The following is a 25754-nucleotide window of genomic DNA, read 5'->3' on the forward strand; positions in this document are numbered from 1 at the left end:
CGGTCGCGGCGCGGGGTGTTTCTTGTCAGCGGAAAATCTTAGTCGATTTTACCGTGGCAATGTTTGTACTTTTTGCCCGAACCGCAGAAGCACAGTTCGTTGCGGCCCAGCTTCTGCTCGTTGCGCACCGGAGCTTGAGCCAAGGCCACATCGACCTCCTCGCCCAGGGCTTCCGAGTGCTCCAGACCAGGCGCTTCGTCGTGCTGGAACTGCAGACGGGAGGCCAGTGCTTCGGCTTCCTGACGCAGGCGAGCTTCTTCTTCGATCGGGTCTTCGCGACGCACCTGAACGTGGGACAAGACACGAATCGAATCGCGCTTGATCGAATCCAGCAGTTCGGAGAACAGCGTGAACGACTCGCGCTTGTACTCCTGCTTCGGGTTCTTCTGGGCGTAGCCGCGCAAGTGAATACCGTGACGCAAGTGATCCATGGTCCCCAGGTGGTCTTTCCACAGGTCGTCCAGTACGCGCAGAACGATTTGCTTCTCGAACGTGCGCAGTGCTTCTGCACTCGCCTGCTCTTCTTTCTCGTTGTACGCGGCCAGCAATTCGGCCATCAGTTTTTCGCGCAGGGTTTCTTCGTACAGGTGATCGTCTTCGTCAAGCCATTGCTGGACCGGCAAGTCCACACCGAAATCGCTCTTCAACGCCGCTTCCAGGCCAGCAACATCCCACTGTTCAGGCAGGGACTGTGGAGGAATGTGAGCGCTGACGGTAGCGTTCAGTACGTCCTGGCGGAAGTCGGCGATGGTTTCGCCAATGTTAGTGGCGGCCAACAAACTGTTACGCATGTGATAGATCACTTTACGTTGTTCGTTGTTGACGTCATCGAATTCGAGCAGTTGCTTACGAATGTCGAAGTTGCGACCTTCCACCTTGCGCTGGGCCTTCTCGATGGCGTTGGTCACCATGCGGTGCTCAATCGCTTCACCGGACTGCATGCCCAGGGCTTTCATGAAGTTCTTCACCCGATCCGAGGCAAAGATACGCATCAGGCTGTCTTCCAGAGACAGGTAGAAGCGGCTGGAACCGGCATCACCCTGGCGACCGGCACGACCACGCAACTGGTTGTCGATACGGCGCGATTCGTGACGCTCGGACGCAATCACCTGCAAGCCGCCGGACTCCAGCACTTGCTGGTGACGCTTCTGCCAGTCGGCCTTGATCTGGGCGATCTGCTCAGGGGTCGGGTTGTCCAGGGAGGCCACTTCCACTTCCCAGTTGCCGCCCAACAGGATGTCGGTACCACGACCGGCCATGTTGGTGGCAATGGTCAGTGCGCCTGGGCGACCGGCCTGGGCAATGATCTCGGCTTCCTTTTCGTGGAACTTGGCGTTGAGAACCTTGTGCTCAATGCCTTCCTTTTCGAGCAGGCTGGACATGTGCTCGGATGTTTCGATGGTTGCAGTACCCACCAGCACCGGACGGCCCTGGGCCATGCATTCCTTGATGTCGGCAACGATGGCGGCGTACTTCTCGTCAGCCGTCAGGAACACCAGGTCGTTGAAGTCTTTACGCGCCAGCGGTTTGTTCGGCGGGATGACCATCACCGACAGACCGTAGATCTGGTGGAATTCGAACGCTTCGGTGTCGGCTGTACCGGTCATGCCGGACAGCTTGTTGTACAGACGGAAGTAGTTCTGGAAGGTGGTCGAGGCCAACGTCTGGCTTTCGGCCTGGATGTTGAGCACTTCCTTGGCTTCGATGGCCTGGTGCAGGCCTTCCGACAAACGACGACCGGGCATGGTACGGCCGGTGTGTTCGTCGACCAGTACGACCTGGCCGTCCTGGACGATGTATTCGATGTTGCGATGGAACAGCTTGTGGGCGCGCAGGCCGGCATACACGTGGGTCAACAGGCCCAGGTTATGCGACGAGTACAAGCTTTCGCCTTCAGCCAGCAGGCCGACGCGGGTCAGCATCTCTTCGATGAACTGGTGACCGGCTTCGTTGAGTTCGACCTGGCGGGTCTTCTCGTCGACGGTGTAGTGGCCAGCCTTGGTCACTTCGCCTTCGACTTCTTCAACGTGCAGTTCCAGCTGCGGGATCAACTTGTTGATCTCGGTATAGAGCTTGGAGCTGTCCTCGGCCTGCCCTGAAATGATCAGCGGGGTACGGGCTTCGTCGATGAGGATGGAGTCGACTTCGTCGATCACGGCAAAGTTGAGTTCGCGCTGGAATTTTTCTTCCATGCTGAACGCCATATTGTCGCGCAGGTAGTCGAAACCGAATTCGTTGTTGGTGCCGTAGGTGATGTCGGCAGCGTAGGCCAGGCGTTTCTCTTCCGGCGGCTGGAACGGCGTTACGACGCCGACGGTCAGGCCGAGGAATTCATACAACGGGCGCATCCAGTTGGCGTCCCGGCGAGCCAGGTAGTCGTTCACCGTCACAACGTGCACGCCCTTGCCGGACAATGCGTTGAGGTAAACGCCCAGGGTCGCCACCAGGGTCTTGCCTTCACCCGTACGCATTTCAGCAATCATGCCTTCATGCAAGGTCATGCCGCCGATCAACTGGACGTCGAAGTGGCGCATGCCCATGACACGCTTACCGGCTTCACGGGCGACCGCAAAGGCTTCGGGAAGCAGCTTGTCGAGGGTTTCACCTTTGGCTATGCGGGCCTTGAACTCTTCGGTCTTGGCGCGCAATTGCTCGTCCGAAAGGGCAACCATCTGCTCTTCGAAGGCATTGACCAGCTGCACCGTCTTGAGCAGGCGTTTGACTTCGCGCTCATTCTTGCTTCCAAAAAGTTTCTTTAACAAAGGCGCAAACATATCGGCAGGTTCTTCCACACATAGGGATGGAGGGCGCCCCGTGAGTCGCCCGAGCAGCCCTCATGGCCGCATGCGAACGAGCATTCTACCCGGAAACGTGGGTGAGGAAAGTGGCGTTATTCCACGGTGCTGGCACGGCGCACTAAGAGGGCTTGTTTAAAATAAGGGCTTTTTGCTGAACTTCAACCCATCGGGGTAATAAGTTACTCATTGATTTAATGGATAAACTGCCTATAAAGCAATGGCCACAGCGGCGCAGACACTTTCTGCTACCATGGCAGCTCTGTTACTCAAGGTGTCTGATCATGGCATTTCGCCCTCTTACGGCCCGTGCTCCCGCCGTGTTGCTTCGCGAAGCCAAGCCTTTAAAAGCCATCTTCGGCCATGCGCAACGCCTGGGCCATCTGCAACGCCTGGTGGACAGCCAACTGCAACCCGCCGCCCGCGAACACTGTCATGTAGCGTCGTGGCGCGAAGGCAACTTGCTGCTGATCGTCACTGACGGCCATTGGGCGACCCGCTTGCGCTATCAGCAAAAACGCTTGCAGCGCCAGTTGCAGGCCTTTGCAGAGTTCGCCAGCCTCACACGCATCCAGTTCAAGGTACAGCCGCCTACCGTGCAGCAAGGCGCGGTGGGGCATACGATGGATTTGTCGGTGAATGCCGCTGAAACCATTCAGGCTACGGCGGACGGGATTACTGATCCGAACCTGCGCGCGGCGCTGGAGCGGTTGGCCAGTCACGCCAAGCCCAAGGCCTGAGGCTCACACAAGACAATGTGGGAGCTGCTTGCCTCCCACAATTGACCGAGTCGATCCGGCTATTTATCACTTACGCTTGCTACCGCCGAGCAAAGACCCCAACAAACCCCGCACCAACTGTCGGCCCATCTGATTGGCCGCCTGCTGCATTGCCGACTTCAACGCCTTGCCTGCCGTAGAGCCAAGAAAGGCTCCGGCCTTGTCGGTGAAGCTGGGTTCTTCAGTCGCAGGCTTGGCCTCATCGGTCGGCCCCAGTTCTTTGCGGGCCATTAATATTTCATAGGCCGACTCTCGATCAATCGGCTTGTCATAGCGCCCCAACAGCGGTGAAGCGGCGACCAATGCGGCGCGCTCAGCTGCGGTCAACGGTCCGATCCGCGATTGCGGTGGCGCTACCAACACCCGCTGGACGACCTCCGGCGTGCCTTTTTCCTGCAGCGTACCCACCAGAGCTTCACCAGTACCCAACTCGGTCAGCACCGCCAGGGCATCGAAGGCCGGGTTCGGCCGAAAGCCATCAGCCACTGCCCGCAAGGATTTCTGTTCCTTGGTGGTGAACGCCCGAAGGCCATGCTGGACTCGCAAGCCCAGTTGCGCCAGCACAGTGTCCGGCAGATCTCCCGGCGACTGGGTGACGAAATAAACGCCCACGCCTTTGGAACGAATCAGCCGTACTACTTGTTCCAGGCGATCCTGCAGAGCCTTGGGCGTATCGGCAAACAACAGATGCGCCTCGTCGAAGAACAACGCCAATAGAGGCTTGTCGGTATCACCGCGCTCCGGCAACTGCTCGAACAACTCCGCCAACAGCCACAACAAGAACGTGGCATAGACCTTGGGAGACTCATGCACCAGTCGGCTGGCGTCCAGCAGATGAATGCGCCCGCGACCATCGCTGGTCGGCTGCAAGATATCTTCCAACTGCAGGGCCGGCTCACCAAACAAAGCCTCGGCACCCTGCTGCTCAAGCACCGCCAGACGCCGCAACAGGGCCTGGCTGGAGCCGGTGGTCATCAGCGCCGCGTCTTCGCCCAGCAGTTGCGGGTTGTACTTGAGGTGATTGAGCAGTGCCTTGAGGTCCTTCAGGTCCAGCAGCAATAGGCCTTCGCGGTCAGCGACTTTAAAGGCGGCATACAGGGTCGACTGCTGACTGTCGGTCAGCTCCAGCAAGCTGCCGAGCAACAGCGGGCCCATTTCGCTCAAGGTTGTACGAAGTGGATGACCGGACTGACCGTGGATATCCCACAACGTCACCGGATACGCCTTGGGGGTGTAATTAAGGAACGGCATACCGGCGATGCGCTCGGCGACCTTGCCCTGGGGATTTCCCGCAGCGCCCAGGCCACACAAATCACCCTTGATATCGGCGGCGAACACCGCGACGCCGGCATCACTGAATGCTTCTGCCAGGCGCTGCAAGGTCACGGTCTTGCCGGTCCCCGTGGCGCCGGCGATCAGACCGTGGCGGTTGGCCAGGCGCATGGCCTGGGAAATCGGTTGACCTTTGAGGTCTGCGCCAATAAGGAGTTGCGATGAGTCAGGCATTTTGTCACCCATGATTAATCTTTAGCGCCGCACGGTCGATACACATATAGCGAGAGACCCAACAAGTCTAAAAAAAACAGCTTGGCTAGATCCTGCAGGAGCAGATGGAAATACCACACTTTTTTTGACGCTGCTATTTCGCGCGTTTCCAAAAGGACGCGCCTCGGACATTAAGACCTTAGCGGACCCTACAAGCCATGAATAAAAATCTGCGCTTCAGTCACAAAATCCTGCTTGCAGCCGCCCTTATCGTCATCGCCGCATTTGCGTTGTTTACCCTGTACAACGACTACCTGCAACGTAATGCGATACGCGACGACCTGAACAGTTACCTGCATGAAATGGGCGACGTCACCGCCAGCAATATCCAAACCTGGCTGGCCGGACGCATTGTCCTGGTAGAAAGCGCCGCACAAAACATCGCCATCAACCCGGAGCCGACCATCATTGCCGGCTTGCTGGAACAGAAGGCCCTGACGTCGTCGTTCATGGCCACCTACCTGGGTGACAGCAAAGGCGGCTTTACCATTCGCCCCGACAGCAAGATGCCCGACGGCTTCGACCCCCGTGTTCGGCCCTGGTACAAAGGTGCACAGGCCCGCAACGGCTCAACGCTGACCGAACCCTATATCGATGCTGCTACTGGCCAATTGATCATTTCCATCGCCACCCCCAGCAGCAAGGCCGGACAAAGTGTCGGCGTGGTGGGCGGCGACCTGAGCCTGCAAACCCTGGTGGACAACATCGGCGCCTTGAACTTCGGCGGCATGGGCTATGCGTTTCTGGTCAGTGCCGACGGCAAAGTCCTGGTGCACCCGGATAAAAGCCTGGTGATGAAATCCTTGAGCGACGTCTACCCGACCCAGCCCCCAAAAATCAGCAGCGATTTCAGCGAAGTCGAGGTTGACGGCAAAACCCGTATCGTCACCTTTACCCCGATCAAGGGCTTGCCGTCGGTGAACTGGTACCTCGGCCTGTCGGTGGATAAAGACAAATCCTTCGCCATGCTCAGCGAATTCCGCACATCCGCGATTATTGCCACCATCATTGCAGTGGCTATCATCATCGCCTTGCTGGGCATGTTGATCCGCGTGCTGATGCAGCCGTTGCATGTCATGACCCGAGCCATGGAAGACATCGCCGATGGCGAAGGCGACCTGACGCGGCGTCTGACCATTCAGAACCACGATGAATTCGGCATCCTCGGCACGGCGTTCAACCGCTTTGTGGAACGGATTCACACCTCGATCCGCGAAGTGTCCTCGGCCACCGAGCAGGTCAATGAAGTGGCCCTGCGCGTGGTTAGCGCCTCCAACTCGTCAATGGTCAATTCCGACGAACAGGCCAACCGCACCAGCAGCGTCGCCGCCGCCATCAACGAACTGGGCGCCGCCGCCCAGGAAATCGCCCGCAACGCAGCGCAAGCCTCTCATCAGGCCAGCGATGCCCGGCATTTGGCCGAAGACGGTCAACAAGTGGTCGAACGTAATATCAAGGCGATGAACCAACTGTCCGAGATGATCAGCGCTTCCAGCAGCAATATCGAGGCGCTCAACAGCAAGACGGTGAACATCGGGCAGATTCTCGAAGTGATCACCAGCATCTCCCAGCAAACCAACCTGCTGGCGCTCAACGCAGCCATTGAAGCGGCACGGGCCGGTGAAGCCGGGCGCGGGTTTGCGGTGGTGGCCGACGAGGTGCGCAACCTGGCGCACCGGACCCAGGAGTCGGCGCAGCAAGTGCAGAAGATGATCGAGGAGCTGCAAGTCGGCGCCCGGGAGTCGGTCAGCACCATGAGCGAAAGCCAGCGCCACAGCCACGACAGCGTGGAAATCGCCAACCTGGCGGGAGAACGCCTCAACAGCGTGACCCAGCGCATCGGTGAGATCGACGGCATGAACCAATCGGTGGCCACCGCCACCGAGGAACAGACATCCGTGGTGGAGTCGATCAACATGGATATCACTGAAATCAACACACTCAACCAGGAAGGTGTGGAAAACCTGCAGTCCACCTTGCGCGCCTGTTCCGATCTGGAACGGCAAGCGGCGCGATTGAAACAACTGGTGGGCAGCTTCCGCATCTGACCCGCTGCCGAAGCGGCAATCTGCCGCTTCGGCCGTCCAGCTAAATCCCAACCGAACATCTATCCTTGACTAAGGTCCACGGTAAGGAGAGCAATGGATCGGAGGGATGTTTATCGTGCATATCGCTGACATAACCATGTTCTACGCCCCAGCCAGCGGCGGCGTGCGTACCTATCTGGATGCCAAGCACCGACGCCTTGCGCTCAAGCCCGGCATTCGCCACAGCCTGTTGATCCCCGGCGCCCAGTTGAGCGAACAGGATGGTGTGTTCAAAGTCCCTGCCCCCGCCCTGCCCTTCGGCAAAGGCTACCGTTTCCCTCTGCGCCTGGCCCCTTGGTGTAAGGTCCTGCACGATCTACAGCCCGATCTGATTGAAGTTGGCGACCCTTACCTGACCGCGTGGGCTGCGCTGGATGCGCGACGCCAGTTGGATGTACCGGTGATCGGCTTCTACCACTCGGACCTGCCGCTGCTGGTGAGCAATCGCATGGGCAACTGGTTCACGCCTAACGTCGAAGCGTATGTCAGCAAGCTTTATGGCAATTTTGACCGGGTCCTGGCGCCGAGCCAGGTGATGGCCGACAAGCTGACCGGGCTGGGGGTGAAAAACGTCTTCGTCCAGCCATTGGGTGTCGACTTGCAAACCTTTACCCCCGCGGCTCGTGACCCCGGCCTGCGTGCCGAACTGGGTATCAGCGAAGACACCCGGCTGCTGATCTTCGCTGGCCGCGGCGCCAAGGAAAAGAATCTGCCGGTGCTGCTCAACTGCATGAAACGCCTGGGCGATGGTTATCACCTGTTGCTGGTGGGTTCTGGCATGCCCGCTGCCGTGCCAAACAACGTCACCGTGGTAGATGGGTTCCACCCACCCGCCTATCTCGCGCGACTGATGGCCAGCGCCGACGCGCTGCTGCATGGCGGCGACCAGGAAACCTTTGGCCTGGTGATTCTGGAAGCCATGGCCTGCGGCATTCCCGTGGTGGCCGTAGCAGCGGGGGCCTTCACTGAAATCGTCAACGAACGCTGCGGATTGTTGTGTACACCGAACAACCCCCGCGCCATGGCCGAGGCTGTGCTGGAGTTGTTCAGTGCCGACAGCCAACAACTGGGCCAACAGGCACGACGCCACGTCGAGCAGCATTACGCTTGGGACATGGTGGTCGATAGTCTGCTGGGGCATTACCAGGCGGTGCTGGGCACGCACCATCCGATGCTGGCCCATGGCTGAGCCCGAGAACGCGCCAGCGGTATTGCTGGTGCTGCACGATCTCGCACCGCAGACCTGGGCCGATTACCGGCCATTCGTCGAGGTCGTGGATGCCCTGGGCAACGTGCCAATCACCTGGCTGGTAGTACCGGACTTCCACCACCACAATGCTTTAGAGGCCCACGGTGATTTTCGTCGTTTGCTCGACAGTCGGGTTGCCAAAGGTGACGAACTGACACTGCACGGCTACTTCCATTGTGACGACCAACCCGCACCGCGCACCCCACGGGATTGGCTCATGCGCAGGGTGTACACCCATGAAGGCGAGTTTTACCGGCTGTCAGAGGCTCAGGCGCTGAAAAGACTGACGGAGGGTGTGGATCTGTTCCGACGTTACGACTGGCCTGTACAAGGCTTCGTCGCCCCCGGCTGGCTGATGAGCGAAGGCACTCGCCAGGCCTTGCGCCAGTTACCGCTGAGTTACACCAGTGATGCACAGCATTTGTATCGCCTCCCCGACTTCACTCCGATAGCCGCTCCCAGCCTGGTGTGGAGCGCACGAAGCGCGTGGCGCCGAGGGCTGTCGAAAATGCTCAGTGACCGTCGCGAACAGCGCTGGCAACATGAGCCGGTCATTCGCCTGGGCTTACACCCGATGGACATGCGTCATGACCTTTCCCGCCGTTACTGGCTCGATACCCTGCAGCGGATGTTGAACCACGGCCGACGGCCATTGACCAAAGCCGCCTGGTTGGCGACACAGCCTTGATACGGCTTACCTGGCGAGTGGCGCGCTATCAGACGCGGGAGCCTCGGTTTCTTCCTGCAACTGCTCCCACAATTGGGCTGCGCCAGGGAAGTCGGTTCCATCGTCCCCATCGAGAGCATCCGGGTCATAGCGACTCAAACAACCCTCGCCCAACGTAGCGGGCGCTCTGGAAGTGGCTTTATCGAGTGGGTCACTCATCGTCCAATCCTCGAATCAAAAAAAAGGGCCTACAGCGATTTAACGCCCAGGCCCTTTACTCTTCAACCAAAACACTTCGATCAGAACACTTCGATCAGAACACTACTGTCTTGTTGCCACGCACCAACACCCGATCTTCCAGGTGATAACGCAAGCCACGGGCCAGGACCATCTTCTCGACATCACGGCCGAAACGCACCATGTCTTCGATACTGTCGCTGTGGCTGACACGCACTACGTCCTGCTCGATGATGGGACCGGCGTCCAGTTCTTCGGTGACATAGTGGCAGGTTGCGCCGATCAGCTTCACGCCCCGCAGGGAAGCCTGGTGATACGGCTTGGCGCCAACAAACGAAGGCAGGAAGCTGTGGTGAATGTTGATCACCTTGCCCGCATATTCGCGGCACAGTTGCGGCGGCAGGATCTGCATGTAGCGCGCCAGTACCACCACGTCGGCCTCGTGCTGCTTGACCAGGCGCGAGACCTCGGCGAAAGCCGGCTCCTTGTTCTGCGAGTCGACTGGGACGTGGTAATACGGAATGCCGTGCCACTCGACCATGCTGCGCAGGTCGTCATGGTTGGAAATCACGCAGGAGATTTCACAGTCCAGTTCATCGCTGTGCCAACGGTGCAGCAAGTCTGCCAAGCAGTGGGATTCGCGGCTGGCCATCAACACCACGCGCTTTTTCTGCTCCGTGTCGGTGACGCGCCAGGTCATCGAAAACTCTTCGGCGATGGGTGCAAAGGCCTCGCGAAAAGCCTCAAGGCCAAAGGGCAGTGTATCGGCACGAATTTCGTGACGCATGAAAAACCAACCGCTGAGATTGTCCGAGTGATGGCTCGCTTCAGTGATCCATCCGTTGTGGGAGGCCAGAAAGTTACTGACTTTAGCAACGATACCAACCCGGTCCGGGCAAGCGATCACCAGCCGAAAAGTGCGCATTAGGGGAAAACTCCAGAACTTCGCAAAGGCCGCCATTCTAGCGATTGCGCAGAAAAACTGCAGTATTCCTCAACGCTTATTCTGCGCTGATACCCTGACCCGCCCCTTAGTAACGCAAGGCTTTTTACCTCCTATATCTGAACACAAGCAGCTGTTACCACAATTAAGCGGGATTTAATGAGAGTCTCTTTAGCGGGTTGGACGTACTAATTAACTCAACCTCATGCTTTTCTCGCAAACATTCAAAGTAAATTACATAAAACCGACCTTAAATGTTTACTTGGGGAAACTGTCTGACTACTATTAGGGCACTATCCCCGTCACCCAGCGCCCTGCATAAGGTAGTCCACATGTCCTTGATCAACGAATATCGTGCCACCGAAGAAGCTATCAAAGAGCTGCAAGCCCGTTTGAAGAATCTGTCCCAAGACGACAAACTGCAAACCGAGCTGGAATTCGAAGGCAAACTGCGCACCCTGATGGGCGAATACTCCAAGTCCCTGCGTGACATCATCGCGCTGCTGGATCCGGAATCGAAAGTTAAAGCACCACGTGGCGCCGTAAAAACTACCGGCACCAAGCGCGCGCGCAAGGTTAAACAATACAAAAACCCGCACAACGGCGAAGTGATTGAAACCAAAGGTGGCAACCACAAGACTCTGAAAGAGTGGAAAGCCAAGTGGGGCGGCGACGTCGTTGAAGGCTGGGCTACCCTGCTGGGCTAAGCCTCGCAAGGTCGCGACCTGATTCGCGAGACAATAAAAAACGCCAGCTTGCTGGCGTTTTTTATTGTCCGGATTTTCTTAAAGCTGATTACAGACTCAAGCGCACACGCAAAGAATCGGCATATTCCTGCCAATCATCAAGCACCTGACGCTGAACCGATGTAGCACTAACAGCCAACTCAAGCCTGGCCTGTTTGAAACTCTCAAAGGTATTGGGCGCTCCGTAGTCAGCGTCTGACAAACGTTGCTGACAGAAAAGCGTCCAGCGTTGTTGCTCTTCGCTATTCAAGGTCTCAGCAAAGTTGCGAGCGCGGTAACGAAATAATAATTCCGGTAAGCGATGATCATCGAAAGGCCACTGCTGGCGTGCTAGTTGTGCAGGCTCACAAGCTCTCACTTGCTCACATAAACGCCGATCACGATCACCGATAAAACCATCATAAAGCTGCTGCTCAGGGTCGGCGCTCGACGCAAAATCTTCTTCGGCGTAAATCGCTGCCAATTTATCGCGCCAAAGTTCCTGGGCGTCAGTTAGCCGCAGCGCCCGAGCCTGATATTCATCCATATCCAGGTTCAAGCGTTGGCGATCCTCTGCCCGCAGCACATTCAAGGGCGCAACCACCGGGCAACGATTGATGTGCACCAACTTGAGTGGCACCGGCAACTCACCGTCGGCCAGGTCATCACGGCGGGTATACAGGCGTTGACGCAAGGTGTCTGCGTCCAGGTCCAGCAACCCCTGGGGATCGAGCCCCAGATCACAAACGATCAAGGCGTTGCGATTGCGCGGATGCCAGGCCAGCGGCAGGACTACGCCGAGATAATGCCGCTCGGCAGAAAAGCGCCCGGAGATGTGCACCATTGGCTGTAACAACCTGACCTGGTCCATGACCCGCTGTTTGCTGCGTTGCTGAAACAGCCAGTCGTAGAGCTTGGGTTGTTTGTCACGAATCAATCGGGCCAGTGAAATGGTGGCACGCACATCGGACAAGGCATCGTGAGCCTGCCCATGGTCGATACCATTGGCCGCCGTCAGCCGCTCAAGCTTGAGGGTTACGCGGCCGTCCTGCTGCGGCCAGACGATTCCTTCCGGGCGCAGCGCATAAGCGGTGCGCACTACATCGATCAGGTCCCAGCGGCTATTACCGCCCTGCCACTCCCGGGCATAGGGGTCGAAAAAGTTGCGGTACAAACTGTAGCGCGTCATTTCATCATCGAAACGCAAGGTGTTGTAGCCGGCCCCACACGTACCGGGCGCAGCGAGTTCGGCATGCACCCGAGTCATGAAATCGGCCTCGGCCAAGCCTTTTTCCGCCAGTTGGCCGGGTGTGATGCCGGTGATCATGCACGCTGCCGGGTGCGGCAAAATATCATCGCTGGGTTGGCAATAGAGGTTGACCGGCGGCCCAACCTCATTGAGTTCGAGGTCAGTACGAATACCGGCTACCTGCAGCGGGCGGTCGTTACGCGGGTTGATGCCAGTGGTTTCATAGTCGTACCAGAAGATAGTGGTCACGGGCTATTCCTGTGCTGAAGACCGACAAAGTCTAGGCGTTGAAAGGCGCCGGGGGCCAGCGCCATATGCACTGGATAAACATTCAGTGAAATGTTGGCGCAGTTTGAGGTGTTGCTTGTGCCGACGACACTGCTAGCATCCGTCTCTCTATTCGCCGGCTACCCGCCAAGGTCGCCCATGCTCAACCGCTCCGCACTGCCAGGGAATGCGATGCCACCAGCACCACTGGACACCCGCTACCAGATCGAAACCCCGGAAGGTATCGACCTGCCACTGCGCCCGGCCGGCCTGCTGCCCCGTGCGCTGGCGTTCGGTTTTGACCTGGGCTTGCGCGGCGTGATCCTTGGCATCCTGTTCACCGCCCTGGCCTTTCTCGGCAACCTGGGCATGGGCCTGGGTTCGATCCTGCTGTTCCTGGTCAGTTGGTGGTACATGGTGCTGTTCGAAGTCCTCAACCAGGGCTGCTCGCCGGGCAAGCAAATCATGGGCCTGCGGGTGGTGCAGGACGACGGAACACCGATTGGCTGGTCCTCCTCGCTGATCCGCAACCTGCTGCGTTTCGTCGACATGCTGCCATTCGCCTACTTCCTCGGCGCCATCAGTTGCCTGCAACACCCCAACTTCAAGCGCCTGGGAGATCTGGCGGCAGGAACCCTGGTGATCTACCGCGAGCAGCCCCTGTCACGACCGCAACTACCAGAAGCACCTGCGTTGCGCCTGCCGTTTGCCCTTGACCTGAACGAGCAGCGGGCGATTCTCGCTTTCGCCGAGCGCCAGGGCGAGTTGTCCGCAGAAAGGGTCAATGAACTGGCCGCTATTCTCGCCACTCCCCTGCACGTCTCCCCCGAGAGGGCGGTGGCACAGCTCAATGGCGTGGCCCGTGGCTTGTTGGGCCCGGCATGAAGCAAAGTCTTTTCGAAACCCGTCACCAGCCCCATTGGCAGGCGTTTGCCGCCCAACTGACGGCGCTTGAACAAGGCAAGGCCAAGCATCAGGACCTGACGGGCTTCCCCCATGATTACCGACGCTTGTGCCAACACCTGGCGCTGGCACAGGAGCGCGGCTACAGCAGCTACCTGGTAGACCCGCTGCAACAACTCGCCCTGCGTGGCCATCAGCAGCTGTACCGCCATCGCAGCCAGCTCGGCGCCAGCGTGTTGAGTTTTGTGCTGGCCGGTTTTCCCCGGCTGGTCCGCGAACAGTGGCGCTTTGTGCTGGTGGCCAGCCTGCTGTTCTTTGGCAGCCTGATCGGCATTGCCTTGCTGGTGTACCTGTTTCCCGACCTGATCTACAGCATCGTCAGCCCGCAACAAGTGGTCGAGATGCAGACCATGTACGACCCCGACGCCAGCCGCCTGGGGCGCGCTGCCGAGCGGGCATCAAGCGAAGACTGGATGATGTTCGGCTATTACGTCATGCATAACATCGGTATCGCCTTCCAGACCTTTGCGGCAGGCTTGCTGTTTGGCCTGGGCAGTGTGTTTTTCCTGTTCTTCAATGGGCTGATGATCGGCGCTATCGCCGGTCACCTGACGGAAATCGGCTACGGGCAAACCTTCTGGTCGTTTGTCATTGGTCACGGTGCTTTCGAATTAAGCGCCATCGCCCTGGCCGGGGCGGCGGGACTGCAACTGGGCTGGGCGTTGATCGCCCCTGGGGCCCTGACCCGTGGCGAAGCCCTGCGTTTAGCTGCGCACAAAAGCGTACAGATGATCTGCGGCGTCATGCTGTTTCTGCTGATAGCAGCATTTATCGAGGCCTATTGGTCCTCCGCCACCAATGTTGCGCCATGGATCAAGTACCTGGCGGGTGCCGCGCTATGGATACTGGTGGCCGCCTACCTGCTGCTCGCCGGTCGGAGTTGCCATGCGCCTGAGTGATGCCAGCGTGGTAATCCGCCCCCGAAGCTCTTGGGAAGCCATGGACCTGGGCGTGTTATTGGCCCGCGAGCACCGCATGCTATTAATGGTTAGCTGGGCACTGGTGAGCCTGCCTGTTTTTGCCCTGTTCAGCCTCCTGCTGTGGGACTACCCAACCATCGCACTGTTGCTGTTCTGGTGGCTGAAACCTGCTTTCGACCGCCTGCCGCTGTATATCCTGTCCAAAGCCTTGTTCGGCGAAACACCCACACTCAAGCAGGCCTTGCGCCAATGGCCACGCCTGCTCAAGAGCCAACTGTTTGCCAGCTTGACCTGGCGGCGCTTGAGCCTCAGTCGCAGCTTCGTAATGCCCGTAGTACAACTTGAAGGCCTGGAGGGCCAGGCCCGACAACGGCGCCTGGGCATCCTGCAACAACGCAATGCCGGCGCCGCCCGCTGGCTGACGCTGATCGGCGTGCACCTGGAAATGGCGCTATGGATCGGCTTGATGGTGCTGTTCTATCTATTCCTGCCGCAACAGATCGAACTGGACTGGGACTGGCAGCAGCTCGTACTCACTACCGGGGGTGACTGGCTCTGGCTGGAGCACCTGACCAATGCCTTCTACGCACTGATCCTGGTGTTCTGGGAACCGATCTACGTTGCCTGCGGTTTCAGCCTCTACCTGAACCGGCGCACGGTACTGGAAGCCTGGGACCTGGAGCTGGTGTTCCGCCGCCTGCGCCAACGCCTGGGTTCAGTGGCAGCGGCTTTGTTGCTGGCGACAGGACTGGTGCTGGTCCCGCCAACTCCCCGTGCGATGGCTGAACAACCCGCGGACTCAAAAACCGTGAGCACTCAAGCCGCCAGCCAATCGATCAAGGCGCTGCTGGAACAGCCCCCTTTCAAAAATCCGGAAACGCTCACCCGCTATCGCTTCGGCGACGACAAACCCACCGATAAAAACAAACCCGAGGGCGACGCCAAGCTGCCGGCCTGGTTGCAAGCGCTGCTGGATAACCTCAACAGCAACTCGTTCAAGCATCTCGCCCTGGGCCTGGAAGTACTGCTTTGGGGATTGCTGTTGGGGGCCATAGCCCTGGTGATCTGGCGCTATCGCGACTGGTTGCGCACCTTTGTCAGCCAGCGTGGCGCGCACAAGCCCAAGGCCATCAAACCCGCTCCCGCTCAACTGTTCGGCCTGGAACTGGGTACCGAAACCCTACCCGACGACATCGCCAGCACCGCCGAACAACTCTGGCCCACGCAGCCCCGGGAAGCACTCGGTTTGCTCTATCGCGGCTTGCTCAGCCGGCTGCTGCATGACTTCAACCTGCCGCTGAAAAGCGCCGACACCGAAGGCCAGGTCCTGGAGCGCATCCGCCAGTTGCAACAACCGCAGTTGCTGGCCTTCAGCGATGACCTGACCCTCCATTGGCAAAACCTCGCCTATGGCCATCGCCTGCCCCCCGCTCTGGTGCAACAGCAGCTGTGCAGCCACTGGCGCGCCTTGTTCGGTTCCGGAGCTGTGCAATGAACCGGCTACTGCTCTGGGTAGGCTTGCTGCTCGGTTGCCTGTTGGCGGCCGGTGGTTTCTACGCCTGGCACAAGGCGATTCCCTACGAGGAAGTGGTGGATCGCGGCCCATCGCCTGAAGCCCAGGCCAATTCCTACCTGGCGGCGGAACACTTTCTGCGCCAGCAGGGCCTGACGGTCGAACACGCCAACAGCCTTGAGCGCCTGGACAGCCTGCCGCCCAAAGGCAACAGCCTGTTATTGCTGGGTGAACGCAGCAGTATGACGCCGCGCCAAGTCGATCAGTTGCTGCAGTGGACCAAGGCCGGCGGCCATTTGTTGCTGGTGGCCGAAGCTATGTGGGATGAAGAAACCGAGACCAGCGGCGATCTGCTGCTGGATCGCTTGCAGTTGCGACAGACCTTCAGCGATAGCTTCGACGAGCCGGCGCCCGCCAGCAAGCACAAGGCCCCCGACCTGACACGGCTCTATGTCGACAACGAAACCGCCCCGGTTTTTTTCAGTTTCGACACCGACTTCAACCTCACCGACCCCAAGCACCTGGCACAGTTCTCGGCCAACAGCGCCAAGTCCAGCCACCTGATGCAACTGGACCTCGGCCACGGCAGCGTCACCGTAATCACCGACAGCGAACTGTGGAAAACCCCGGACATTGGCCTTCACGACAACGCCTGGCTGCTGTGGTACCTGAACCAGGGGCGTGACGTCACACTGCTGTTCAACAGCGATGTCGATGACCTGTTCAGCCTGTTGTTGCGCTACTTCCCCCAGGCGCTGGTGGCGCTCGCCGCGTTGATTGCACTGGGAGTGTGGCAATCGGGCATGCGTCAGGGGCCGATCCAGGCACCCGCGCCCAAGGCTCGCCGGCAGTTGCAGGAACACTTGAACGCCAGCGCCGATTTCCTGCTGCGCCGCAGCGGGCATAACAGCCTGTTGCACGCCCTGCAACGCGACATCTTGCGCACCGCCCGGCGCCGCCACCCTGGATTCGAACACCTCGACACCGCCGAACAGTGGCAGGCCCTTGAACGCCTGACCCGTCAACCCACTCTCATCATCAGCCAGGCCATGGGTCCACTCCCGGCAAAGCGGCTCTCCAGCGCCGACTTCAGCCGCCATGTGGCCTGCCTGCAAACTCTCAGGAATGCCCTATGAGCGAATTTCCAGCGGACCCATCCCTGACGGCCGATGCCGAGCCATCCCGCCAGCGCGCCAGCCAACTGGCCCAGGCACTGCGCATCGAGTTGCGCAAAGCGGTCATCGGCCAGGACGCAGTAATTGATGATGTCCTCACCGCGCTGATCGCCGGTGGCCACGTGTTGCTCGAAGGGGTTCCGGGCCTGGGCAAGACTTTGCTGGTACGCGCCCTGGCCCGCTGCTTTGGCGGCGAATTCGCACGTATCCAGTTCACCCCGGACCTGATGCCCAGCGATGTCACCGGGCATGCCGTGTACGACCTGCACACCGAACAGTTCAAGTTGCGCAAGGGGCCGTTGTTCACCAATCTGCTGCTGGCCGACGAAATCAACCGCGCCCCGGCGAAAACCCAGGCGGCGTTGCTTGAAGCGATGCAGGAGCGCCAGGTGACCCTTGAGGGCGAAGCCCTGCCCATCGGGCAACCGTTCATGGTGCTGGCCACCCAGAACCCGATTGAGCAGGAAGGTACCTACCCTTTGCCCGAGGCCGAACTGGATCGCTTCATGCTCAAGGTCCGCATGGACTACCCCCAAGCGCAGCAGGAACTGGATATGGTTCGCGAGGTAACTCGCTCACCCCGGGCGGACATGCTCGACGTACAGCCACTTAGTACCGTGCTGCACGCCCAAGACGTGCTGCTGTTGCAACAGGTCGCCAGTGAGCTGGCACTGGATGAGCAGGTACTCGACTACGCCGTGCGCCTGGCCCGCACCACCCGCAGTTGGCCCAGCCTGACCATCGGCGCCGGCCCACGGGCATCCATCGCCCTGGTGCGCGGCGCAAGGGCCAGGGCCTTGCTGCGCGGCGGCGAGTTCGTAACCCCGGATGACATCAAGGGCTGCGCCCTGGCGGTGTTGCGCCATCGGGTGCGCATTGCCCCGGAGCTGGACATAGACGGGCTGGAGGTGGACCAAGTGCTCAAGCAACTGCTGGACCAAGTGCCGGCGCCACGACAATGATCCGCCCATGAAGCCCACTCGCCTGCTGCTGACCTGGCTCGGTGTACTGCTGGCGTTGAGCATCGTGCTCGACACCTTCGCGGCCCTGCAAGTCGACGTGCCGGACACGCTGCACTCAGTAGTCTGGGGCCTGCTCCTGGCCCTGTTGCTGCTGGCCCTGCTGGACGCTAGCCGCCTGAAGCGCCGGCCCTCCCCGCGAGTACAGCGACAAATGCCGGGTAGCCTGGCTCTGGGTCGTTGGGGCGATGTGCGGATCACCCTGGAACACGACTACGCAGAGCCACTGACCCTGACGGTGTTCGATCACGTGCCCGAAGGCTTGAGTGTGGAGAATCTGCCCCAGTCCATTGCCCTGCGGCCCGGTGAACACAGTGAATTGGGCTACCGCCTGCGCCCATTGAGTCGCGGGCACTTCAGCTTTGAGCGCTGCGAAGTCCATATCCCCAGCCCCCTGGGCCTGTGGTCGGCACGACGCCATGTGCAGGTCAACGATATGACACGGGTCTACCCGGACTTCGCCCGTTTGTACGGCGCGCAGTTACTGGCCGTAGACAACTGGCTCAGCCAACTCGGTGTGCGCCAGCATCAACGTCGTGGGCTGGGCCTGGAGTTTCACCAGTTACGTGAATTTCGCGAGGGCGACAGCCTGCGCCAGATCGACTGGAAAGCCACTGCCCGGCAACGCACGCCGATTGCCCGGGAGTATCAGGATGAGCGTGATCAACAGATCGTATTCATGCTCGATTGCGGCCGGCGCATGCGCAGTCAGGACGTCGAACTGTCCCATTTCGATCATGCCCTCAACGCCTGCCTGCTGCTCAGCTACGTCGCCTTGCGCCAAGGCGATGCCGTGGGCCTTTGCACGTTCGCCTGCGACCAACCGCGCTACCTGGCGCCGGTCAAGGGCAGTGGCCAGCTCAACCTGCTGCTCAACGCTGTATATGACCTGGACACCACCCGGCGTACCGCCGATTACCAGGCGGCCGCCAGCCAACTGCTGGCCCGGCAGAAACGTCGGGCGCTGGTGATCGTGGTGACCAATTTACGGGATGAGGGCGATGAGGAGTTGCTGACGGCAGTCAAACGCATCAGCCGCCAACACCGGGTGTTGGTGGCCAGCCTGCGGGAAGAAGTCCTCGACCAACTGCGCCAGGCACCGGTACAGACCCTGCCCGAAGCCCTGGCCTATTGCGGCACCGTCGATTACCTCAATGCGCGGGAAGAACTCCATGACCGCTTGAAAGCCCAGGGTCTAGCCGTGTTGGATACTCGTCCTTCGGAACTGGGAGCTGCCCTGGTGACGCGCTACCTGGGCTGGAAAAAAGCCGGCGTGCTATGAACCCGGCGCACGGCCCAGGCTTTCGGTACAAACACCGAAGCTCGGCTGACAACGCGCACGGTTCCTAGGCCGAAGCCTGGAAGGGATCAAAGCTGAAGTACTGCAACAGCGAGTTGATCAGTTGCTTATACTCGACGGGCGCCTGCAACACGCGGAACCCCGAATCGTATTGCTGGGGGTTGATATCTTCATGGCTCCACAGGCAGGTCGCCGTGAGGTCAATGGCATGCATATCGCCCTCGGGCCCAGGGATCTTCAAGCGCAGTTCGAAATCCGCGTCGACCATCATGGGCAATTGGCTGATTAACATCAGCCCCTCTTCAGAGACGTCGCCCAAATAGCCAATAGGCTTGTCCGTGAGGCGGTTGAACACTCGCAGAAAGCAGGTTAATTGATGCCGCTTGATCCGTCGGTTAGTAAACATGGTGAGTTCGCCATCCAATGACCATGACTCTGGCCGCTCCAGTGATTCGGAACGGGTCGTTGATGCCAACAGCCCGCTCTCCCTGGATCTCGGTGCGACAACAGCAAGGTACTTTGTCACTTTACAGCTGCCGAATCCGGATCCTGTATCCATTTGAATAGAAAGTTGTACAACCAGACTTTCAAAGATTAGTTCAAGTCCGGCAAGGGGCCAGCTATAAAACGACAAATATCATCACAATGATGCTGGCCTAGGCTGCGCGGCACTTGCACCGGGGTAATGCCCCAGTTGCTGCAGGGTATCCAGTCGCGCACGAGCGCGGAACGCGTATTCGCTGGTCGGGTACTGGCTGATGATGAATTGGTAAGTTTGCACCGCATCAACAAACAGTTTTTGCCGCTCCAGGCACTGGCCGCGCAGCATCGAGACCTCCGGTTGCACGTAGCGACGGGAGCGACTCTCACGGTCGACCTGGGACAACTCAAGGGTGACCCGCGCACAGTCGCCGACGCCATAGGCACGATAGGCGTTGTTCAAATGATGGTCCATCGACCAGCGGGTGCAGCCGACAACACTGACGGCAAGGGCAGCAATGATCACAATTCGCATGGGGGTTCTCCTGTCTTGTGCAATGTATCGACCCCTGCGCAAAAATCTTCAAGATTGATCGTTTATACAAACAGATGAAAACAAGTGAATCGCCGATAAGTAGTGCAAACGAACAATGACTACAACCAAAGAGCATAGTAGCCTTCCTCAGTCCTTGAACTCAGGAGTCCGTGCATGTCCGTCCGTCGTACCAAAATCGTCGCCACCCTTGGCCCGGCCAGTAACTCGCCGGAAGTCCTCGAACAGCTGATTCTGGCTGGCCTGGACGTTGCCCGTCTGAACTTCTCCCACGGCACCCCGGACGAGCACAAGGCTCGCGCCAAGCTGGTACGTGACCTGGCCGCCAAGCATGGCCGCTTCGTCGCATTGCTGGGTGACCTGCAAGGCCCGAAAATTCGTATCGCCAAATTTGCCAACAAGCGAATCGAGCTGAAAGTCGGTGACAAGTTCACCTTCTCCACCAGCCACCCGCTGACCGAAGGCACCCAGGACATCGTCGGCATCGACTACCCGGATCTGGTCAAGGATTGCGGCGTCGCTGACGAACTGCTGCTCGATGACGGCCGTGTGGTCATGCGCGTCGACACTGCAACCGCTACCGAACTGAACTGCACCGTGCTGATCGGCGGCCCGCTGTCGGATCACAAAGGTATCAACCGTCGCGGTGGTGGCCTGACCGCGCCAGCGCTGACCGAGAAAGACAAGGCCGACATCAAGCTCGCCGCCGAAATGGAAGTGGACTACCTCGCGGTATCCTTCCCGCGCGACGCAGCCGACATGGAATATGCCCGTCAACTGCGCGACGAAGCCGGCAGTACTGCCTGGCTGGTGGCGAAGATCGAACGCGCCGAAGCCGTGGCCGATGACGAAACCCTCGACGGCCTGATCAAGGCTTCCGACGCCGTAATGGTTGCCCGTGGCGACCTGGGCGTGGAAATCGGTGATGCCGAGCTGGTGGGCATCCAGAAGAAGATCATCCTGCACGCACGCCGCCACAACAAAGCGGTGATCGTCGCGACCCAGATGATGGAGTCGATGATCCAGAACCCGATGCCGACCCGTGCCGAAGTGTCCGACGTGGCCAACGCCGTGCTCGACTACACCGACGCCGTGATGCTCTCGGCTGAAAGTGCCGCCGGTGCCTACCCGCTCGAAGCAGTCCAGGCGATGGCGCGCATCTGCGTCGGCGCTGAAAAGCACCCAACCAGCAAAACCTCCAGCCACCGCATCGGCAAGGTGTTCGAAAGCTGCGACCAGAGCATCGCCCTGGCAGCCATGTACACCGCCAACCACTTCCCCGGTGTGAAGGCGATCATCGCCTTGACCGAAAGTGGCTACACGCCGTTGATCATGTCGCGCATCCGTTCCTCGGTGCCGATCTACGCGTTTTCCCCGCACCGCGAAACCCAGGCCCGCGCGGCCATGTTCCGTGGCGTCTACACCGTACCGTTCGACCCGGCTTCGTTGCCGCCTGAGCAAGTCAGCCAGGCCGCGATCGACGAGTTGCTCAAGCGCGGTGTCGTGGAGAAAGGCGACTGGGTCATCCTGACCAAGGGCGACAGCTACCACACCATCGGCGGCACCAACGGCATGAAGATCCTGCACGTTGGCGACCCAATGGTCTGAGTGACACGCTGAAAAACAAAAGCCCCGCCATGTGAATGGCGGGGCTTTTTGCTTTTCCGCCACAGCAATACCACTTGTCACAAGATGTGCTCACCTTCAGCGCTTGCTGATAAACCTCAACAACGCCGCAATCGCTTCCGGCGATTTCAGCCGCTGGGTAAACAACGCACCCTCCTCTTCAATCACCTTGCGCAACTGTTCGCGATCCACGCTTTTCATCAGTTGCTTGCTGATCTGCACGGCACCGGGGGCCAAGGTTTCGAAACGTTCGGCCACCGCCCTCGCCTTCGCCAGCACCGCTTCACCACTGCCCAGCGCTTCAGTGGCGATGCCCCAGGCGGCAGCCTGCTCACCGGTGAATCCTTCACCCAACAGCAACAACTCGGCAGCTTTCGCATGCCCCAAAAGCCGCGGCAGGATCAGGCTGGAACCAAACTCCGGACACAGCCCCAGGTTGACGAATGGCATGCGCAAGCGGGCGTCGCGGCTGACGTACACCAGATCACAATGCAGCAGCATCGTCGTCCCAATGCCTACCGCCGCGCCAGCCACCGCAGCAATCACCGGCTTACGGCAGTTGAGCAAGCTCTTCATAAAGTGAAACGGCGGGCTGTCGAGGTCCGTGGGCGGTTGTTCGAGGAAGTCTGCGATGTCGTTGCCGGCGGTGAAGCACTCGCTGCTGCCCTGGATAAGCACCGCATTGGTGGTGACATCGGCATCGGCCTGTTCCAGTGCGTCAGCCAGTTGGCTGTACATGGCGCGGGTCAGGGCGTTTTTCTTGTCAGGGCGGTTGAACTGCAGAATCAGCAGCCCGCGTTCGCGCTGCAGCAGGATGGCGTCGGTCATGGCAAGTCTCGCAGATAAAAATCAGCGTTCAACCACGGGGCAGGAACACGTCGGCCAGCAGTTGATTGCGCGGCAACCCCGCCAGGAACAAGCGTTTGGAAAAAGCCTCGACGCTGGAAGGGTGCCCGCAGAGTAAAGCCAGGGTTTGCCGGGAAACAAGCCGCAGTTGCGCCAAAGCCTGCGTCAACTCAGCCGCCGTCCATAGCTCGACCGTCAGGTTGGGGTGGGCGGCCACCAGCAACGCCAGGGGCTCGGCCAAATAATGGCCCTCGGCATCATGGGCCAGGTGAATCACCCTGATGACGCCCTGATGATCCTGGCGCAACGCCTCGCGAAGCACACCCCATAACGGCCCCAAACCGGTACCTGAGGCCAGCAGCCAGAGTGGTCGCGCTTGCCAGTCCGGATCGTATTGCAACGTACCACCACGCAGTTCGCCCAGGCGTAAACTGTCGCCGACCTTGAGTTTCCGGGCGGCATCGCTGAATTCACCGGGCAGGCGGCAATCGAGGTGAAACTCCAGAAACGGGTCCTCCAGGGGCAGGCTCGCCAGGGAATAGGGCCGCGCGACCGCACCGGCCCACAACACCAGGTGCTGCCCGGCCCGGTAACGCAGGCCGCGCTCGGGTTGCAGGCGCAGCCGCAATACCGTCGGGCTCAGCCAATCAACGCTCAGCACCTCGACCGGCAGACCGTCACGCAGCGGGTCAAAAGCTTCGATCTGCACGTCGCCCATGACCTGACACTGGCAGGCCAAGCGCCAACCGTCCTGGCGTTGCGCAGGGCTCAGCGCACCAGGCTGATTGTCCTGAACCTCGCCCAGGCAACGCACCAGGCAGGCATGGCAACTTCCGGCGCGGCAACTGTAGGGGACGGCGACACCGGCCTGGTTCAGGGCATCCAGCAGGTTGCTGCCGGCGGGGACCGACCAGTGGCGTTCGCCGGCGTGCAGTTCAGGCATGGAACGTTCTCAAATGTAAGAGCGAGCTTGCTCGCGATGGTTGCTAACGATAACGCGGGGTGCCTGACGAAACCCACCAGATTCACGTTTTTCGCGAGCGAACTCGCTCCTACCGTAAATAGGACCCGGCATCCATGACCATAGTCGGGTGTATCAGCCACCGCGCCGGGTTATACTGCCGCGCCTTTTTAGCGTCGCGTCAGCACTACCCCAGCACTACCTGCTGACGTGCCTTGGAAAGGTGTCTTCAGACGACCGATGCACCCCACTGAAGCCACCTTTATTGAATGTTCCCGTCTTAATAGAGGAGCGCGACTCATGACCGTGATCAAGCAAGACGACCTGATTCAGAGCGTTGCCGACGCCCTGCAATTCATTTCCTACTACCACCCCGTTGATTTCATTCAGGCCATGCACGAAGCCTACCTGCGCGAAGAATCGCCAGCGGCCCGTGACTCCATGGCACAGATCCTGATCAACTCGCGCATGTGTGCCACCGGCCACCGCCCGATCTGCCAGGACACCGGCATCGTCACCGTGTTCGTACGCGTGGGCATGGATGTGCGCTGGGATGGCGCCACCATGGGCCTGGACGACATGATCAACGAAGGCGTACGTCGCGCCTACAACCTGCCGGAAAATGTCCTGCGGGCCTCAATCCTCGCCGACCCGGCAGGCGCGCGCAAAAACACCAAGGACAACACCCCTGCAGTGATTCACTACTCCATCGTCCCGGGTAACACCGTGGAAGTGGACGTGGCGGCCAAGGGCGGCGGTTCTGAAAACAAGTCGAAGATGGCCATGCTCAACCCGTCCGACTCCATCGTCGACTGGGTTCTGAAGACCGTTCCGACCATGGGCGCCGGCTGGTGCCCACCGGGCATGCTGGGTATCGGCATCGGCGGCACCGCCGAGAAAGCCGCGGTGATGGCCAAGGAAGTGTTGATGGAATCCATCGACATCCACGAGCTGAAAAAGCGCGGCCCATCCAGCCGTATCGAAGAGATGCGCCTGGAGCTGTTCGAGAAGGTCAACCAACTGGGCATCGGCGCCCAGGGCCTGGGGGGCCTGACCACCGTGCTCGACGTGAAGATCATGGACTACCCGACCCACGCCGCCTCGCTGCCGGTGTGCATGATCCCCAACTGCGCCGCCACCCGTCACGCCCACTTCGTGCTTGACGGTTCCGGCCCGGCTTCGCTGGAAGCGCCACCGCTGGATGCCTACCCGCAAATCGTCTGGGAAGCCGGCCCGTCGGCCCGTCGCGTCAACCTCGACACCCTGACCCCGCAAGACGTGCAGAGCTGGAAACCGGGCGAAACCGTGCTGCTCAACGGCAAGATGCTCACCGGTCGCGACGCCGCGCACAAGCGCATGGTCGAGATGCTGAACAAGGGTGAAACCCTGCCGGTGGACCTCAAGGGTCGCTTTATCTACTACGTCGGCCCGGTTGATCCGGTGCGCGATGAAGTCGTTGGGCCTGCCGGTCCGACCACGGCAACGCGGATGGACAAGTTCACTCGCCAGATCCTCGAACAAACCGGCTTGTTGGGCATGATCGGCAAATCCGAGCGCGGCCCGACCGCTATCGAAGCGATCAAGGACCACAAGGCCGTGTACCTGATGGCCGTGGGCGGCGCAGCTTATCTGGTGGCACAAGCCATCAAGAAATCCCGCGTCGTGGCTTTCGCCGAACTGGGTATGGAAGCGATCTACGAGTTCGACGTCAAGGACATGCCGGTCACCGTTGCAGTGGACAGCAAGGGTGAATCGGTACACATCACCGGTCCTGCCATCTGGCAGAAAAGGATCAGTGAAAGCCTGGCGGTAGAAGTGCAGTAAGCATTTCACGGCAAGGATAAAGGCGACCGGG

The 25754-nt window shown here is 59.8% G+C and carries 22 protein-coding genes and 1 pseudogene; 14 read left to right on the forward strand and 9 right to left on the reverse strand.

The genetic code is table 11. From position 1 onward, the window contains the following. Positions 1-38 precede the first annotated feature (38 nt). The gene (secA, locus tag ACZRJ6_RS02420) at positions 39-2774 is read right to left on the reverse strand and encodes a preprotein translocase subunit SecA (RefSeq protein WP_463966927.1); all 2736 of its coding nucleotides are present in this window, start codon (positions 2772-2774) and stop codon (positions 39-41) included. 305 nt (positions 2775-3079) lie between these two features. Here secA and ACZRJ6_RS02425 point away from each other — a divergent pair, with 305 nt between their 5' ends. Continuing rightward, positions 3080-3535, forward strand: a complete 456-nt coding sequence (locus ACZRJ6_RS02425; RefSeq protein ID WP_133099592.1) for a DUF721 domain-containing protein — start codon at positions 3080-3082, stop codon at positions 3533-3535. A gap of 66 nt (positions 3536-3601) precedes the next feature. On the opposite strand, the gene ACZRJ6_RS02430 is transcribed toward ACZRJ6_RS02425, so the two are convergent. Next, positions 3602-5080: a helicase HerA-like domain-containing protein gene (locus tag ACZRJ6_RS02430; RefSeq protein ID WP_463966928.1), complete on the reverse strand. Its 1479-nt coding sequence runs from the start codon at positions 5078-5080 to the stop codon at positions 3602-3604. A gap of 197 nt (positions 5081-5277) precedes the next feature. On the opposite strand from ACZRJ6_RS02430, the pseudogene ACZRJ6_RS02435 reads away from it, so the two are divergent. The 4 genes and pseudogenes from ACZRJ6_RS02435 to ACZRJ6_RS02450 form a co-directional block, all read left to right on the forward strand. Continuing rightward, positions 5278-6309, forward strand: a pseudogene (locus ACZRJ6_RS02435) (HAMP domain-containing protein); the annotation flags it as partial. Between the two features lie 93 nt (positions 6310-6402). Next, the gene (locus ACZRJ6_RS02440) at positions 6403-7167 is read left to right on the forward strand and encodes a methyl-accepting chemotaxis protein (protein ID WP_463967408.1); all 765 of its coding nucleotides are present in this window, start codon (positions 6403-6405) and stop codon (positions 7165-7167) included. 106 nt (positions 7168-7273) lie between these two features. Then, the gene (locus ACZRJ6_RS02445) at positions 7274-8395 is read left to right on the forward strand and encodes a glycosyltransferase family 4 protein (protein ID WP_463966929.1); all 1122 of its coding nucleotides are present in this window, start codon (positions 7274-7276) and stop codon (positions 8393-8395) included. Beyond that, the gene (locus ACZRJ6_RS02450; RefSeq protein ID WP_463966930.1) at positions 8388-9143 is read left to right on the forward strand and encodes a DUF2334 domain-containing protein; all 756 of its coding nucleotides are present in this window, start codon (positions 8388-8390) and stop codon (positions 9141-9143) included. Before ACZRJ6_RS02445 ends, ACZRJ6_RS02450 begins: the two co-directional genes overlap by 8 nt. Before the next feature lie 6 nt (positions 9144-9149). Here the strand turns inward: ACZRJ6_RS02450 and ACZRJ6_RS02455 are convergent, their stop codons facing one another. Both ACZRJ6_RS02455 and purU read right to left on the reverse strand, forming a co-directional pair. Next, positions 9150-9341, reverse strand: a complete 192-nt coding sequence (locus ACZRJ6_RS02455) for a hypothetical protein (protein ID WP_463966931.1) — start codon at positions 9339-9341, stop codon at positions 9150-9152. Positions 9342-9435: 94 nt separating this feature from the next. Continuing rightward, complete coding sequence (gene purU, locus ACZRJ6_RS02460; protein ID WP_463966932.1) at positions 9436-10284, reverse strand: formyltetrahydrofolate deformylase; 849 nt, start codon at positions 10282-10284, stop codon at positions 9436-9438. Positions 10285-10634: 350 nt separating this feature from the next. On the opposite strand from purU, the gene mvaT reads away from it, so the two are divergent. Further along, positions 10635-11009: a histone-like nucleoid-structuring protein MvaT gene (mvaT, locus tag ACZRJ6_RS02465; protein ID WP_005790963.1), complete on the forward strand. Its 375-nt coding sequence runs from the start codon at positions 10635-10637 to the stop codon at positions 11007-11009. 88 nt (positions 11010-11097) lie between these two features. On the opposite strand, the gene sbcB is transcribed toward mvaT, so the two are convergent. Then, positions 11098-12525 (reverse strand): exodeoxyribonuclease I, encoded by a 1428-nt coding sequence (sbcB, locus tag ACZRJ6_RS02470; protein ID WP_463966933.1) that lies wholly within the window; start codon positions 12523-12525, stop codon positions 11098-11100. A 210-nt stretch (positions 12526-12735) separates the two neighbouring features. Here sbcB and ACZRJ6_RS02475 point away from each other — a divergent pair, with 210 nt between their 5' ends. From ACZRJ6_RS02475 to ACZRJ6_RS02500, 6 genes are read left to right on the forward strand one after another with little or no spacing between them, the layout of a single operon-like run. Continuing rightward, the gene (locus ACZRJ6_RS02475; protein ID WP_463967409.1) at positions 12736-13428 is read left to right on the forward strand and encodes an RDD family protein; all 693 of its coding nucleotides are present in this window, start codon (positions 12736-12738) and stop codon (positions 13426-13428) included. Further along, entirely contained in the window at positions 13425-14405 is a 981-nt protein-coding gene (locus ACZRJ6_RS02480) for a stage II sporulation protein M (RefSeq protein WP_463966934.1), read from the forward strand. Before ACZRJ6_RS02475 ends, ACZRJ6_RS02480 begins: the two co-directional genes overlap by 4 nt. Continuing rightward, the gene (locus ACZRJ6_RS02485) at positions 14392-15921 is read left to right on the forward strand and encodes a DUF4129 domain-containing protein (RefSeq protein ID WP_463966935.1); all 1530 of its coding nucleotides are present in this window, start codon (positions 14392-14394) and stop codon (positions 15919-15921) included. Before ACZRJ6_RS02480 ends, ACZRJ6_RS02485 begins: the two co-directional genes overlap by 14 nt. Beyond that, entirely contained in the window at positions 15918-17075 is a 1158-nt protein-coding gene (locus ACZRJ6_RS02490) for a DUF4350 domain-containing protein (RefSeq protein ID WP_463966936.1), read from the forward strand. Before ACZRJ6_RS02485 ends, ACZRJ6_RS02490 begins: the two co-directional genes overlap by 4 nt. Further along, positions 17072-18076: an AAA family ATPase gene (locus ACZRJ6_RS02495; protein ID WP_463966937.1), complete on the forward strand. Its 1005-nt coding sequence runs from the start codon at positions 17072-17074 to the stop codon at positions 18074-18076. The genes ACZRJ6_RS02490 and ACZRJ6_RS02495 overlap by 4 nt, the downstream gene beginning before the upstream one ends. 7 nt (positions 18077-18083) lie before the next feature. Continuing rightward, on the forward strand, positions 18084-19415 hold the full coding sequence (locus tag ACZRJ6_RS02500; protein ID WP_463966938.1) for a DUF58 domain-containing protein: 1332 nt from the start codon (positions 18084-18086) through the stop codon (positions 19413-19415). A 64-nt stretch (positions 19416-19479) separates the two neighbouring features. On the opposite strand, the gene ACZRJ6_RS02505 is transcribed toward ACZRJ6_RS02500, so the two are convergent. After that, positions 19480-19839 carry a PilZ domain-containing protein gene (locus ACZRJ6_RS02505; protein ID WP_463966939.1) on the reverse strand — a complete coding sequence of 120 codons (360 nt, stop codon included), beginning with the start codon at positions 19837-19839 and terminating at the stop codon, positions 19480-19482. A gap of 234 nt (positions 19840-20073) precedes the next feature. Further along, a complete protein-coding gene (locus ACZRJ6_RS02510) occupies positions 20074-20448 on the reverse strand; it encodes a tetratricopeptide repeat protein (RefSeq protein WP_463966940.1) in 375 nt (124 codons plus the stop codon). A 174-nt stretch (positions 20449-20622) separates the two neighbouring features. Between ACZRJ6_RS02510 and pyk the strand changes: the two genes are divergently transcribed. After that, positions 20623-22074, forward strand: a complete 1452-nt coding sequence (gene pyk, locus ACZRJ6_RS02515) for a pyruvate kinase (protein ID WP_133099608.1) — start codon at positions 20623-20625, stop codon at positions 22072-22074. 96 nt (positions 22075-22170) lie between these two features. On the opposite strand, the gene ACZRJ6_RS02520 is transcribed toward pyk, so the two are convergent. Together ACZRJ6_RS02520 and ACZRJ6_RS02525 are read right to left on the reverse strand one after the other, a co-directional pair. Further along, positions 22171-22920, reverse strand: a complete 750-nt coding sequence (locus tag ACZRJ6_RS02520; RefSeq protein WP_463966941.1) for an enoyl-CoA hydratase-related protein — start codon at positions 22918-22920, stop codon at positions 22171-22173. A 28-nt stretch (positions 22921-22948) separates the two neighbouring features. Then, positions 22949-23881 (reverse strand): iron-sulfur-binding ferredoxin reductase, encoded by a 933-nt coding sequence (locus ACZRJ6_RS02525; protein ID WP_463966942.1) that lies wholly within the window; start codon positions 23879-23881, stop codon positions 22949-22951. A gap of 318 nt (positions 23882-24199) precedes the next feature. On the opposite strand from ACZRJ6_RS02525, the gene ACZRJ6_RS02530 reads away from it, so the two are divergent. Then, positions 24200-25723 (forward strand): fumarate hydratase, encoded by a 1524-nt coding sequence (locus ACZRJ6_RS02530; RefSeq protein WP_463966943.1) that lies wholly within the window; start codon positions 24200-24202, stop codon positions 25721-25723. Positions 25724-25754: the final 31 nt, after the last annotated feature.

The sequence above is a fragment of the Pseudomonas sp. C321 genome, from assembly GCF_055407105.1.